This window comes from Saccharopolyspora sp. NPDC045839, from assembly GCF_056431645.1.
This window is the reverse complement of sequence record NZ_JBWKKH010000038.1, coordinates 20,934-34,373: the sequence shown is the minus strand read 5'-3', so window position 1 is coordinate 34,373 and position 13,440 is coordinate 20,934. Positions and strand designations below refer to the sequence as shown.

Genomic DNA, 13,440 nt, shown 5'->3' with positions numbered 1-13,440 from the left:
GCGCCTAGGGGGGAGGGGTTGAGCGGTTTCCCGCAAAATTGCCTCCTCCTCTTGGGGGGGGGCGCTGTTTTCGCGCGAAAACGGCGCCTCGCGTTCCAGGCGGTCTCCACCAACCCGAGCGTCGCCAACGGAGCGGTGACCGGCTCGTCGTCGGCGAGCGTGGTTTCGTGCAACGACGCTTGGAGCCGGTGCGGCTATGGCCATCACCTGCCGAGAACGCCATGCGGCCAACACCGTGCGCGTCGATCAAGTGAACGTCCGGCACCCCGAATCCTGTGCCTCGTCGGCTCCTTTCAGCTCCCAGCATGACCACTGACAGTCCAAAGAAGACGGCCCCTGACGTACGCCAAGGCCTGGTCGGCACGGAATCCCCACATGCCGAACCAACAGCCGTGGCTTCTAGTCCTCGATGCCGGTCATGGCCCACGATCGGGCGACCGGCGGGCGCACCGGTGCTCCTCCTCGCCCGGCCGTCGAGGAAGAGCACCGTCGTGCGGGTCGGGAGCCATCCCGCCCACGTGTGAATTCCCGCTTCAGAACCAGCTTTTCGACCGCAGCTCGTACCACTGGCCGCACCGCGACTCCGCGCGGCGGTACGCCCGCGCGAGCCGGTGCCGGTACCGGCCCGCGGCGACGACCAGGCCGGCCAGGACCCATGCCGCGGCCACCGCCCCCGCGACAGAAGTCAACACCGGCATTCCCTCCGCTGGCTATCTCACCGGGATCCGTCGGCCGTGACCGGCTGCTTCGGCACATCCGCCCGCCCGTGGTCCCCGCGCAGCGCGAAGGCCGACAGGCAGCTGACGCCGACGAGCAGGAACGCGCCCGCCACGACCAACATCGGGACGAGGAGCTGGTAGGCGAACCCGAGACCGCCGAGCACCGCGATGGCGATCGTCATGCCCACCTGCCTGCTGGTGTTCAGCAGGCCGGACGCGGCACCGGAGATCTCCGGCGGGCACAGGTGCATCGCCTCGGCGCTGAGCAAGGACGCCAGCAGTCCCGACGGCACACCGATCAGCGCGGTCGCCGCCAGCGTCGCGCCCAGCGATCCGGTCACCGACAGCACTGCGACCGACGCACCGCCCACCCCACCGATCAGCGTGGCGGTCAGGATGATCCGGCGCCGGACCCCGGGCGTGACCCGGCTCGCCAGCAGGTTCCCGCACAACCACGCCACGCAGCACGGCAGTGCGGCGTAGCCCGCCTGCTCGGCGGTCAGCCCGTGCTCCTGCTGCAGGAAGAGGGCCAGGACCAGCAGCGAACCGTAGGACCCGATCTGGTAGAGGCCACCGGAGAGGATGACCAGCAGGTACGGGCGGTGGGTGAACAGCGCGCGCGGCACCAGCGGCGTCGTGGCCTTCGCCTGGGTCAGCGCGAGCGCGCCCAGGGCCACGGCGAAACCGACCAGCGCGGCCACCACCACGGGGTTGGTGAACGACGAGTGCGCGCCCTCGATCAACGAACCGGCGAGGAACGTCAGGGCGAGGCAGAACAGCAGCTGCGGCACGACGGTGAAGCGGCGCTCGGGAGCGGCCACCGGGTCGCGGAAACCGCGGATCAGCACCAGCGCGAACGCGCACACCGGGATGTTGACCAGGAACAGCCACCGCCAGCCCACGAACTGGGTGATCAGGCCACCGGCCAGCGGTGAGGTCGCGATGGCCACGCCGCCGACCACGCCCCAACCGCCGATGGCGCGGGCGCGCCGGGTCAGGTCGGGGATGCCCTTGGTGAGGATGGACAGCGTCATCGGGAGCATGAAGCTCGCGCTGGCGCCCTGGAGCACGCGCGCGGCGATCAGCTGCCAGCCCGACATCGGCAGCGCGCACAGCAGGGAGGCGACGGCGAACACGGCCGTCGACACCCGGTACACGCGGGCGACGCCGAAGCGGTCACCGGCGACGCCCGCCGTCAGCAGGAAGACGCACAGCGGAATCGTGTAGGCGTCGAGGAACCACTGCTGTTCGGCCGGCGACGCCTGCAGGGACGCGGTGATGCTGGGCAACGCCACGTTCACCGAGGACGCGTCGAAGGCGACGAGGAAGTTCCCGATGCTGACGGCCACCACACCGGCGGCCGTCAGCCGGGACGCATAACTTTCGTTCATCAGGAGAGTTCAATCCGTTCCGGCCGCGCCGCTTCAGACGCCGACCACGGTGGCGCGGTCGGCGCGCTCGCGGATGACCTCCAGCGCGGTGGTCTGAACGTCGTTCAGCCGCACCATGTCCGCGTAGAACGCCTTGATCTGCGCCGCGAGCCGGTCGTACTCGACGCGCTTCTGCTGGTACAGCTCGTCCATCTGCTCGGCGAGGCGGACGTAGATCTGCTGGATCAGCTCGTCGTCCTTGAGCATGACCTGATCCGCGCCGGCCTCGGCGAGGATCTGCTTGATGTAGACCGGGAACAGGCCGATCCGGTTGAGGAAGTAGTCCACCGGCCGGGACACGCCGAGGTAGTCCGGCACGTTCACGATGCCCGCGTTCTCGTTCTCCACCAGGAAACCGCTCACCGCCCGGTACGGGTCCGGGGCGGCCAGGAAGACCTCCTCGGAGAGCCGAGCGGCGGCGGAGAGCTTCTCGATGTCCAGCTCCGCGGCCTCGACGGTGATGTTGCGCTCGGCGAAGACGGCGGCGATCGACTCCAGCTCGGCGAGCCCGGCCCGGTTCCCGACGCCGGCGACGCCGCCCTCGATCATCTGGAAGCCGTGGAAGACCGACACCAGCGAGTTCGCCGTGCCGATGCCGCGGTCGTTGTGCCCGTGCAGGTAGAAGTTGAAGTCCGGGTTGTCGTGCACCAGGTTGGCCGCCAGGATCGCGGTCGCGTCCGGGAGCAGGGTGCCGACGGAGTCGTTGATCCGGACCAGCGAGATCCCCTGCTGCCGGCAGCGCTCGATCTGGTCGTTGAGGTGGGCGTACTTGTCCTCGTCAACGGTGCCGGAGAAGGCGTTGAGCAGGCTGGACCGCAGCCGCCCCACGCCGATGGAGCGCAGCCGCTCGGCGACCCGTTCGAACAGCTTGTTCTCGCTGTCGATCTCGATCATGCCGATGCTGACGTACATCTCCTTGAGGTACTCGCGCGGAATGTTGCGCTCCAGCTGTTCGCACAGCGGTTCCCACGTCTTCAAGGTCAGGTTGAACGAGAATTCCGTCCGCTCCGGAATCCTGCCCATCAAGTACTTCGCGTCCAGCACGTTGCGCACGAACGCCGCCTCGGTGATCCCCGAACCGACGTCGATGTCGGTGACGCCGGCGTTCGTGACCGCCTCGATCAACCGCAGCTTGCGCGAATCGTCGGCGCCGTACGGAGCACGCTCGCCACCTTCGCGAAGCGTTTCATCCGAGATCGCGCGAATTGAAAAGTCGTTGTAACGCGGCTGATGTCCCTCCGGAAACGACAGCATGAAGCCGATCCCTTTCAGGTGGTTGGAGTAGGCGGTCACCGTTGACCGCAGGCGACATTACATCGCGCCCGTTCCGACCTCTAATTAAACTTTCTAATGGTCTGATCAGAACCGATTGTTCCGCGCCTGCCGTCCGAGGGCGGCGGACAGCTCCACCGGCTCCGCGAGCCCGTGCCGGCCCGCCTCGGCGGCGACGAATTCGACGAACCGGCGGATCAGCGGGCTGCTGTCGCTGTTCAACCAGGCCAGGGAGATCTCGCCGGTCGGGCACCGGCCGGCGAAGGGCCTGCAGACGGCGCCGCCGGACGCGGCGCGCTCGGCCAGCGAGCGGTCCAGCACCGCGACTCCCGAGCCCGAGCAGACCGCGTCGATCACGTTGGCGTAATCGGGCTCGACGGAAGTGATCTCGGGCACGTAGTCCCCCCAGATCTGTTCGACGACGCGGTCGTAGAACTCCGGGCCGCTCTCCCGCTGCCACATCACGACCGGCTGCGCCCGGAACTCCTCCCGCGTCACGCGGTCGCGGGCGGCCAGCGGCGAACCGGCGGGGAGGACGGCCACGAGCTCCTCCTCCCCGATGACCCGGCAGTCGATGTCCGGGAGACCGGGAGGGGTGCGCACGAAGGCCACGTCGGCCTTGCGCGAGCGGAGCTCGGCGACGTTGTGCGATGCCCACCCCGCGATCGTCACCACGTCGACCTCGGGGTGTTCGCCGCGGAACTCCTCGACGAGCCGCCGCTGTCCCAAGTGGACACCGGACCTGCTGTACAGCACGCGGATCCGGCCGGAGCTCCCGCCCGCCACCTCCCGGATCGTCCGGGCTATCCGCTCGGACCGCCGGAGGATGCAGGTCGCCTCGCCCAGCAGGATCTTCCCGGAGTCGGTGAGGCGAACCCCCCGCCTGCTCCGGACGAACAGCTCCGCGCCGAGGAGGCGCTCCATGGAGCGGATGCCCTGGGAGAGCGCCGACTGCGTGACGAACAGCCGCTCAGCGGCCCGGCCGAAATGCAGCTCGTCGGCCAGCGCGATGAAGTAGACCAGGTTCCGGGAAATCAGCGGGTTGGTTAACCTCTGCGTCTCATCCCACAACTCGGACATGCTTCGGCACCTTTCCCAGAGCTGGCCGTGAAATAAACCCCAGCGGAGAAGATTACCGCACCGGTCCGATGCTCCCGATATTGCAGCCGAAGCGCGACGGTGGCCGTTCCGCATCCGCCGAATAGAGCATCCGGCGCGACTGGACGGCGGCCGCGAAACCGGCGATCAACGCAGTTCCGAACCGTTAGCATATTTTGCCGGATAGTGCGCGGATTCACACTTTCCAAGCAATGGAAAACGTTCGGCCCCCGATGATCTTCCGACCCGTTACGACATTCAGGTAGAAAATCGGATCATTTCGATGAAAACGCTTGAGCCCGGCACCGGACCGCACCCGCCGATCTGTGCCTCCGTCGCCCGGGCGGCGTTGTGCGGACGTTTCAGCTGTCTCCCGGCGTTGCCGCGGGACGCATCCGGAAGGCGACGATCAACGCGAGGACGACGACCACGGCCATCGCCAGGAACGCATCGGAGTAGGCAGCCCCGGCCTGGCCGCCGTAGAAGGGGTTGATGGCGTTGCTGCCGCTCTGCAGCCTCGCGGCGACCAGCACGCCGAACAGGGCCGGGCCGGTGCCGGCGCCGAGGAACTGCGCGCCCTGGAGGATTCCGAGACCGACGCCCACCTGGTCGCCCGGCAGCGCGCTCGCCGCGGCGCTGATGATCGGCGTGATCACGAAGATGAAGCCGACGCTGAGCCCGAGGATGCCGATCCCGGCGGGGATCACCGACGCGCCTCCCGTGGCGCTCGAGAGGAACAGGGCGAACACCCCGATCGTCGCGAGCCCGGCCAGCACCAGGGGCCGCGTGCCGATGCGGTCGGCGAGGCGGCCGATCAGCGGCGAGAGGACGGCGACGGCGACCCCGGCCGGGGCGCAGACCAAGCTCCCGACCGCGTAGGTCACCAGGGCGAAGGCGAAGAGGCTCCGCAGGCCCAGCCGGTCGGAGAGGCGGCCGTAGATCGGGATGCCGACCGAGAACATCAGCAGGAATCCCGTGACGACCCAGGCCAGTTCCGCTTCGGACGCCCCGAACTCCGCGCCGATCGACGGGAGCATGAGGTTGACCATGTCGCTCGCGGTGACCGTGACGAGGATCGCCGGCATGAGCACTGCCAGCAGGGCCCGTCCGGTGCCGGTTCGTCCCGGCTCGGTCGACGTGGATGCCATTCGGCGCACTCCTCCAGGAAATTTACCGCAACCATCACGGTTGCAGTTTGGATAAAAAGAACGGCGGAGGAACTCTCCTCCACCGTTTCCCGGTCAGCTGTTCCGCAGTGCGACCTCACGCTCGCAGGCCAGCACCTTCCGGGCCAGGTCGGCGATGGTGGTCCGGCCGAGCCGTTCCTCCATCGCCCGCTCCGCGTCCCGGAACTCCGCCTCCAGCAGGGCCTGCATGTTGCGCCCCACCTCGCACTCCGCGCTGGGCGGATGGGGGTGCCGCGACAAGACCGGCCCCGCCTCGACGGCGATGTACGCGTCGTTGCAGTTCGATCACCTGTCAATTCCACGTCGATCGGGCCCACCGCGGGTTCACGCCGCCGAGCACAACGACTTCCGCGGCCGACAACGCCAGTCCACAATGGAATACCGGTGAGCCCGGCCCGGATCGGACGATCCGGGCCGGGCTCGCCCGCCGGTCAGCTCGACAGGCCGGCGAACATGCCGGGGTCGTAGGAGCCTCCCCGCATGCGCGTGATCACGCCGAGCCGGTTGGCGGCGTTGATCATGGCGACCAGGGAGACCAGTGCGGCGGCCTGGTCCTCGTCGTAGTGCTCGCACACCTGGGCCCAGGTCTCGTCCGACACTCCGCCGTGGGCGTCGGCCAGCCGGGTGCCCTCTTCGGCGAGCGCCAGCGCGGCCCGCTCGGCCTCGGTGAACACGGTGGACTCGCGCCAGGCGGCGACCAGGTTGAGCCGGACCGGGGTCTCACCGGCGGCCGCGGCCTCCTTGGTGTGGACGTCGGCGCACCAACCGCAGCCGTTGATCTGGCTGGCGCGCAGTTCCACCAACTCCTGGAGGGCCTTGGGCAGCGACGACTCCTGGATCGCCAGGCCGACGTTGTAGATCCGCTTGCTGATCTTGGCGCCGATCTTGTTGGTCATCAGGTTGATGCGGGGTTCCATGGCTTCGTCCTCGCTCGTGCAGTGGCGTGCCGCGCGGATCGTTCGCGCGGCGTCTTGACGACCATGGAGATGCCGGCGACCCGCGCCTTGTGACAACGCGGGCAGTGTGACGCACGACACCGAGCACGGGTGTCACAAAGCGGCCGGGGCCGACGCCTTGTTCGTGTGACAGGGTCGAGGACGAGCAGACAGGAGCCGGCGATGAACGAGCGCAGCGAGCCGACCACGGACACGGCCGGGCCGCTCGCGCGCGGCGACCGCATGGGCGCCGCCACCGAGGGTTTCGTCGCCCACCGCAACCTGCTGTTCACCGTCGCCTACGAGCTGCTCGGCTCGGCCGCCGACGCGGAGGACGTCCTGCAGGAGACCTGGTTGCGGTGGGTGGACGTCGATCTCGACGTGGTGCGGGACCAGCGCGCCTTCCTGGTCCGGATCGCCACGCGCCAGGCGCTGAGCCGGCTGCGCTCGCTCGGCCGCCGCAAGGAGTCCTACGTCGGCCCCTGGCTGCCCGAGCCGCTGCTCACCGCGCCCGACGTGGCCGAGGACGTCGAGCTGGCCGACAGCGTCTCGATGGCGATGCTGCTGGTGCTGGAGACGCTCGCGCCGACCGAGCGGGCGGTGTTCGTGCTGCGCGAGGTGTTCGACCTGGCCTACGACGAGATCGCGGAGGCCGTCGGCAAGAGCCCGGCCGCGGTCCGCCAGATCGCGCACCGGGCGCGGGCTCACGTCGCCGCACGCCGCCCGCGCGGGGCCGTTTCCCCGGCGCAGGCGCAGGACGCGCTCACGGCGTTCCAGCGGGCGGTCGAGACGGGCGATCTGCAACGCCTGCTCGACATCCTCGCGCCGGATGTCGTGCTGCTGACCGACGGCGGCGGGGTCGTGCAGGCCGCGCTGGCCCCCTTCGTGGGGGCCGAAGCCGTGGCACAGGTACTGGGCAAGATCGCCGCGGCGTCGCTGCGTCCGGCACAGGTCAACGGCCACCCGGCGCTGCTCCTGCGGCACGAGGGCGAACTCGACACGGTTCTGGCGGTACGCATCGAGGACGGTCTCATCGCCGGGCTCTACGCCGTGCGCAATCCCGAGAAGCTGTCGCACATGGCGCGGGAAACCGCCTTGCGCCGCTGAATCCGGCGGCGGATCAGCGGATTTCGTCGTCCTCCGGAAAGAGCAGTGATGCGGACGATCGACTGCACTCCGTTCGCCGGCAAGGCCTTTCGGGTAGCGCGCCGGATGTCGGCGAGATCGGCATCGAAGTGTCCTCAATGGATCGGGTGGCGTGCACGCCGCATCCCTTGCCGGGAACAGGCGGACGCCCCGCTCCCGATGGGAACGGGGCGTCACGAGGATCAGCGGGCGGTCAGATGAGGCCGATCCGCACGCCGTAGGCCACCAGCTGCGGCCGGTTGCGCAGGTTCAGCCGGCTCGTCATCGCGTAGATGACGTTCTTCACCGTGCGCTCCGAATAGCAGAGCTCCTTGCCGATCTCCTCGGTGTCCCAGCCTTCCGAGAGCAGCCGCAGCACGTCGATCTCCCGGGACGTGAAACCGGCGGAGTTCACGCCGCGCGGCTCCAGGACCTCGCGGTTGAGGTTATCCACCTGCCGCAGCAACTCACCCAGCAGGTTGGCCGGCAGCACGCCACCTCCCTGGGACGCGACGCGGATCGCGTCGACGAGCCGCTCACTCGTGGCCGCATCGCGGTGCAGCACCGCGACGACGCGGCACTCGACCACCCGCAGCAGCACCGGACGATCCAGCTGCCTGGCCACCAGCACCGCGGGCACGTCCGATTCGGCGGCCGCCTTGCTCATGCTGGCGAGGACATCCAGGGTCACCCGGTCCGCGGCGAACACGAGCACGTCGACGTCGGCGGGGAACGGGTCCGTCGCGACGAAACGATCAGCGCCGCTCGCGGCGTCATTCCGCCCGTCCTGGCTCCCGAAGTCGCGGCCGCAGCACCGGGCGAATGGGTAATGTCGTTGCCGTGGTGGAGATACGCTCCTTCGCGGAGGCCGACCGCGCCGAGTTGCGCGAACTGTTCGGGCGCGCGGGCGAGGGAGCTCGGTCCGCCTCGTTGTGGGGGCACGAGGAATCCGAGGCCGCCGTCTACCCCTGTGCGAGAACAGCCTCGCGGTCCGGTTCTTCGAACGCATGGGCTTCGCCAAGCACGGCCCGACGCCGCAGGCCCCCGGCATCAGGCACGACGGCAGGCGGCTCCACCAGCAGACGATGGTCTGGACCCCGTGACGCCCGGGGGCGGCAGCTTCCCGCCGCCGCGCGATCAGCGCCGCGAGGTGCGGAGGTGGATGCGCTCGCCCTGCTTGCCGAAGAGGCTGAGCACCTCGACGTCGCCGCGTCCGGCGGCGCCGAACCAGTGCGGGATCCGGCAGTCGAACTCGGCCGCTTCGCCGGCCCCCATGACGAAATCGTGGTCCCCCAGCTTCACGCGCAGCCGCCCGCGCAGCACGTAAAGCCACTCGAAGCCCTGGTGAGCGCGCAGGTGGGGCTCTTCGTCGTGCGCGGGGATCGTCATCTTGTACGCGCGCGGTTCCCCCTGGTGCCGCGACAACGGGATCAGCACCCGGCCGCCCGTCTTCGCGGGCTGCTGCGGCACGCGCGGATCGAGCATCCGGGGCGCGGAGACGATCTCGTCGAGGGGGACGCCGAGCGCCACCGTGATCGGCAGGAGGAGTTCTAAGCTCGGCTTGCGCTGCGCCGATTCCAGTCGCGAGAGGGTGCTCGTCGAGATGCCGGTGGCTCGCGCGAGATCGGCCAGGCTGACGCCCTTCTTCTCGCGGACGCGCCTCAGCCGCGGCGCGATCTGCTCGATCACGGCGCCGACGCTCGGGTTGCCGTCCATGCGGGCAGCGGACCAGATCCGTCCCGGAATCGGCAACGTTGTTTGCTGAAACCGCGAAGACCGCCCGATCCTCCCGGTGGAGGTGGTCCGAGTGGACACGACTGTGGATTCGATGAGGAAGACGTCGCGGAGCGGAAGCTCCGCAAGGTTGCCCGCCGGTGTGTACCTGCTGGGTTTCAGCCTGTTCGCGATGGGAAGCGCGGAGTTCCTGCTGGCCGGAGTGCTACCGGCGGTCGCCGCCGATCTGGACGTCACGCTCTCCTCCGCCGGGCTCCTGATCACCGCTTTCGCGCTGGGCGTCGTGATCGGCGGGCCGCCGTTCGCCGTGCTCAGCCTGCGCTGGCCGCGCCGCACCGCGCTGGTGGTCACCCAGGGCGTCTTCGCGGCCGGCATCGTGGCCGGGCTGCTCGGCGACTACGAGATCTTGCTGGTCACCAGGGCGATCTCGGGCATCGCCTACGCGGGTTTCTTCGCCGTCGCGTCGGTGACCGCGATCGGCCTGGTGACACCGGACCGCAACGCGCGCGCCTCCGGAGTCGTGGTCAGCGGTCTCAGCGTGGCGATGGTCGCCGGCGGCCCCGCGGGCACACTGCTGAGCCACTTCACCGAATGGCGCGGCGGTTTCTGGGCCGTGGTGGTCCTCACCGCCGCCGGGATGGTCGGCTGCCTGCTCGGTCTCCCCGCTTCCTCGGGCGCCGAGCCGACCGCCGTGCCGAGCGTGTCGCGGGAGCTCGCCACGATGCGCAAGCCGGTGCTCTGGGGCATCTACGCGATCACGATCCTGACCACCGCCGCGTACATGATCACGTTCAACTACCTGGCCGCCATGCTCGCCGGGACCACCGGCGTTCCCGGGGCGTGGATCCCGGCCATCCTCGCGCTGTTCGGGATCGGCGCCTTCGCCGGGCTGTCCGTCGGCGGCCGCGTCTCCGATCGGCGCCCCCACGTCGCGCTGCTCACCGGCGCATCGGCGATCGTGATCCTGTCCGTCGCAATGGTTTTCGCGATCCAGCAGGTCTGGGCGGTGGTACCGGCGGTGTTCCTGCTGGGCGTCGCCGCGTTCGTGCTGAACCCGGCCCTCTACGGACGCGTCTTCGCGATCGCGGCCGATGCGCCGACGCTCGCCGGTGCCACCACCGTGTCGGCGTTCCAGCTGGGCATCAGCATCACGCCGGTCCTGGCGGCCGCCTCGCTCGCGCAGGGGGCCGCTCTCACCTCGGTGTGCTTGATCGGCGCGGCCCTCGCCCTGGCCGCCATCCCGCTCGTCCTCCTCGACCGGGCGCGGAAAACCCGCTGAACGCAGCGCATGGCGGCCGGCACGACGTCAGCCGCCATGCCTGCACTTTAGGCCGCGCGGGCGAGCACCTGGCCGATCGTGCGCGCCCCGTCGGGGAAGGCGCCGGGGTTCGGCCGCGCGTAGTTGAGGCGGATGTACTGCCCCGTCGGTTCCGCCGGGAACCACTCGCTGCCCGCGCCGATGATGACGCCCGCCGACTTGCATTCCTGGATGACCCGGCCGAGATCTACGGCGTCCGGCAACCGCGCCCACAGGTTCAGCCCGCCCTGCGGCACGGCTTCCAGCTGCACGCCGGGCGCGTGCTCGTGGAGGCTTTCGACGAGCAGGTCCCGGCGGGTTCTCAGCTCGTGGCGGAGCCGGCGCAGGTGGGTCCGCCAGGCGGGTTGCGTGACGACGTCGAGCGCGACCGCCTGCAGAACACCGCTGACGTAAATGGATTCCGCCTGCGCATCCGCGAGGATCCGCTTGCGCGCCGGGCCGCGCGCGATCAGCCCGGCGACGCGGACCGCCGGGGAGACGCTCTTGCTCAGGGAGCGGATGTAGACGACGTGCCCTCCGTCGTCCTGCGCCGCGACCGGGCGCGGGTCGGCCGTCATGCCGAAGTCGTGCGCCGCGTCGTCCTCGATGAGGAACGCGCCGTGCTGCCGCACCGTGTCCAGGACCTGGCCTGCCAGCTCCGGCGACCACAGCGCCCCGGTCGGGCTGGCGAAGCTGGGCTGGGCGTAGAAGGCGCGCGCCCCGGACTGCTCGAACGCGCGCGACAGCACGTCGGGATCGGGACCGCCGAAACCGCTGGGCACCGGGATGACCTGCACGCCGACCTGGGCGGCGGCCAGGATCGCGCCCCAGTAGGTCGGCGACTCCATGAGCAGCGGTCGCCCGGTCCCGACGAGAGCGCGGAACGCGGTGCTCAGCCCGCCCTGGCTGCCCGGGATGACCACGACGTCGCTCGGCGCGACCGGGGTCGTTCCGGCCGGGGTCGCCGACTCCAGTTCGGCCGCGAACCACGACTGCAGTTCCGGCAGGCCCGCCGTCGGCGCCCTGTCGACCAGTGCGTCGGTGCGGGCCACGCGGGTGAACGCCGCGCGGACCAGGCGTTCCGGCAGCAGTGCGCGCTCGGGATAGCCCGAATGCAGCGCGATCACGTCGTTCGGGGCGGACTGCAAAGCCGTTGGCAGCTCCGGGATCCGGTGGTTCGGCGCCCCGAGCGCCGCCGTCTGCCAACCGAAATCGTTCGGGCGGGCGACGCGGGCGGCACGGACGAACGTGCCGACGCCCGGCCGGCTCTCCACCACGCCCTGCGCGGCCAGGCCGCGCAGCGCCTTCTGCACCGTGACCGGACTCGCTCCGTGCTCGGCGACCAGGGAACGCGTCGACGGCAGCTTCGCCCCCGGCGGAGCCGCGGCGATCCACTGCCTCAGGGCCGCAGCGATCCTCGCCGGACTGCTATCGTCGGACATGAGTAACAATGATAGCGCTACTCTCGCCGCAACGTCAGTGCTATCCCGGTCGGGGACCGGGCTCTGGTGGGGCCTGCTCGGGGTCGCGGCGTTCTCCTTCACCGTCCCGTTCACCCGCGTCGCCGTCGAAAGCGGCGGCATGTCACCGCTGTTCATCGGCTCCGCCCGCGCCGTCATCGCCGCGCTGCTCGCGGCCGCCGCGCTGGCGATCACGAAGCAGCGCCTGCCCCGCGGCATCCAGTGGGGCCGGGTAGCGGTCGTCGCGGGCGGCGTGGTGGTGGGCTTCCCCGTGCTGACCTCCTTCGCGCTGACCACCGCACCCGCGAGCCACGGCGCCGTCGTCATCGCCGTCCTGCCGGCAGCGACCGCCGTGATGGCCGTGATCCGCGGCCACGAACGGCCCCCGATGGCATTCTGGATCATGGCGGCCGTGGGCGCGGTCGCCGCCGTCGTGTTCGCCGCGCTGCAGGGCGGCGGGCTCAGCGCGCTGCACTGGTCCGATCTGCTGCTGTTCGGCGCCGTCGTCGCGGCCGCGATCGGCTACGCGGAAGGCGGGCTCCTCGCCCGCGAACTCGGCGCCTGGCAGACCGTGTCCTGGGCGCTGGTGCTCTCCGCGCCGCTGATGATCGCGCTCACCGGCATCTCGATCGCCCAGCAGGCCCCGAGCGGCACCGCGACCGAATGGGCCGCGTTCGCCTACCTGGCCGTGGTGAGCATGTTCCTCGGCTTCTTCGCCTGGTACCGAGGACTGGCGATCGGCCCGATGGCGCAGGTCAGCCAGGTCCAGCTCGCCCAGCCGGTGATGACCATCAGCTGGGCCGCGCTGTTCCTGCACGAACAGCTCACCTGGCCCACGGTCCTCGGCGGCATCGCGGTGATCGCCTGCGCCGGAGTCGCCGTCCGCTCCCGCCTCGGCCAGACCACGGCCAAGCGCTGAAGCCCGGCAGTCACCTTGCGGCCGCGAGGCGGATCTCCAATTTTGCCTAAAATTGGGAGCCCACCCACCACGCGGGGCGCTGCCGCTCTTGCCCGAGAAGTCGTTTTCGAACGGCTCTCCCGAGGGCCCCGGCTCCTGACACCGGTGGGCGTTTTCGCGCGAAACCGTCGCCGCGCCCTCACGCGGGGCGCCGGTTTCGCTCGAAAAAAGGGCCCCGCGCACCAGACGGCCAAGTCCTGCACGGGGGGGGGGCCCCTCTTTAAC

13 protein-coding genes are annotated in these 13,440 nt (G+C 70.1%); 3 read left to right on the top strand and 10 right to left on the bottom strand.

The window, feature by feature from the left end; all coding sequences use genetic code 11:
- Positions 1 to 533: 533 nt before the first annotated feature.
- From AC07EQ_RS36200 to AC07EQ_RS36170, 7 genes are all read right to left on the bottom strand, one after another.
- Positions 534 to 692 (bottom strand): hypothetical protein, encoded by a 159-nt coding sequence (locus AC07EQ_RS36200; protein WP_478392318.1) that lies wholly within the window; start codon positions 690 to 692, stop codon positions 534 to 536.
- 23 nt (positions 693 to 715) lie between these two features.
- Positions 716 to 2,110 carry an MFS transporter gene (locus tag AC07EQ_RS36195; RefSeq protein WP_478392317.1) on the bottom strand — a complete coding sequence of 465 codons (1,395 nt, stop codon included), beginning with the start codon at positions 2,108 to 2,110 and terminating at the stop codon, positions 716 to 718.
- 33 nt (positions 2,111 to 2,143) lie between these two features.
- Positions 2,144 to 3,403 carry a beta/alpha barrel domain-containing protein gene (locus AC07EQ_RS36190; RefSeq protein WP_478392316.1) on the bottom strand — a complete coding sequence of 420 codons (1,260 nt, stop codon included), beginning with the start codon at positions 3,401 to 3,403 and terminating at the stop codon, positions 2,144 to 2,146.
- A gap of 105 nt (positions 3,404 to 3,508) precedes the next feature.
- Positions 3,509 to 4,501: a LysR family transcriptional regulator gene (locus AC07EQ_RS36185; RefSeq protein ID WP_478392315.1), complete on the bottom strand. Its 993-nt coding sequence runs from the start codon at positions 4,499 to 4,501 to the stop codon at positions 3,509 to 3,511.
- 380 nt (positions 4,502 to 4,881) lie between these two features.
- Complete coding sequence (locus AC07EQ_RS36180; RefSeq protein ID WP_478392314.1) at positions 4,882 to 5,667, bottom strand: MFS transporter; 786 nt, start codon at positions 5,665 to 5,667, stop codon at positions 4,882 to 4,884.
- Between the two features lie 93 nt (positions 5,668 to 5,760).
- Positions 5,761 to 5,907 (bottom strand): hypothetical protein, encoded by a 147-nt coding sequence (locus AC07EQ_RS36175; protein ID WP_478392313.1) that lies wholly within the window; start codon positions 5,905 to 5,907, stop codon positions 5,761 to 5,763.
- 230 nt (positions 5,908 to 6,137) lie between these two features.
- Entirely contained in the window at positions 6,138 to 6,623 is a 486-nt protein-coding gene (locus AC07EQ_RS36170) for a carboxymuconolactone decarboxylase family protein (RefSeq protein ID WP_478392312.1), read from the bottom strand.
- Between the two features lie 201 nt (positions 6,624 to 6,824).
- On the opposite strand from AC07EQ_RS36170, the gene AC07EQ_RS36165 reads away from it, so the two are divergent.
- On the top strand, positions 6,825 to 7,748 hold the full coding sequence (locus tag AC07EQ_RS36165; protein WP_478392311.1) for an RNA polymerase sigma-70 factor: 924 nt from the start codon (positions 6,825 to 6,827) through the stop codon (positions 7,746 to 7,748).
- Between the two features lie 232 nt (positions 7,749 to 7,980).
- Here the strand turns inward: AC07EQ_RS36165 and AC07EQ_RS36160 are convergent, their stop codons facing one another.
- Together AC07EQ_RS36160 and AC07EQ_RS36155 are read right to left on the bottom strand one after the other, a co-directional pair.
- A complete protein-coding gene (locus tag AC07EQ_RS36160; RefSeq protein ID WP_478392310.1) occupies positions 7,981 to 8,481 on the bottom strand; it encodes a helix-turn-helix transcriptional regulator in 501 nt (166 codons plus the stop codon).
- Positions 8,482 to 8,903: 422 nt separating this feature from the next.
- Complete coding sequence (locus AC07EQ_RS36155; protein ID WP_478392309.1) at positions 8,904 to 9,482, bottom strand: helix-turn-helix domain-containing protein; 579 nt, start codon at positions 9,480 to 9,482, stop codon at positions 8,904 to 8,906.
- Between the two features lie 148 nt (positions 9,483 to 9,630).
- Between AC07EQ_RS36155 and AC07EQ_RS36150 the strand changes: the two genes are divergently transcribed.
- Positions 9,631 to 10,779: an MFS transporter gene (locus AC07EQ_RS36150; protein ID WP_478392308.1), complete on the top strand. Its 1,149-nt coding sequence runs from the start codon at positions 9,631 to 9,633 to the stop codon at positions 10,777 to 10,779.
- 47 nt (positions 10,780 to 10,826) lie between these two features.
- On the opposite strand, the gene AC07EQ_RS36145 is transcribed toward AC07EQ_RS36150, so the two are convergent.
- Positions 10,827 to 12,239: an aminotransferase-like domain-containing protein gene (locus AC07EQ_RS36145; RefSeq protein WP_478392307.1), complete on the bottom strand. Its 1,413-nt coding sequence runs from the start codon at positions 12,237 to 12,239 to the stop codon at positions 10,827 to 10,829.
- Between AC07EQ_RS36145 and AC07EQ_RS36140 the strand changes: the two genes are divergently transcribed.
- Positions 12,238 to 13,176 (top strand): DMT family transporter, encoded by a 939-nt coding sequence (locus AC07EQ_RS36140; RefSeq protein WP_478392306.1) that lies wholly within the window; start codon positions 12,238 to 12,240, stop codon positions 13,174 to 13,176. The genes AC07EQ_RS36145 and AC07EQ_RS36140 overlap by 2 nt on opposite strands.
- Positions 13,177 to 13,440: the final 264 nt, after the last annotated feature.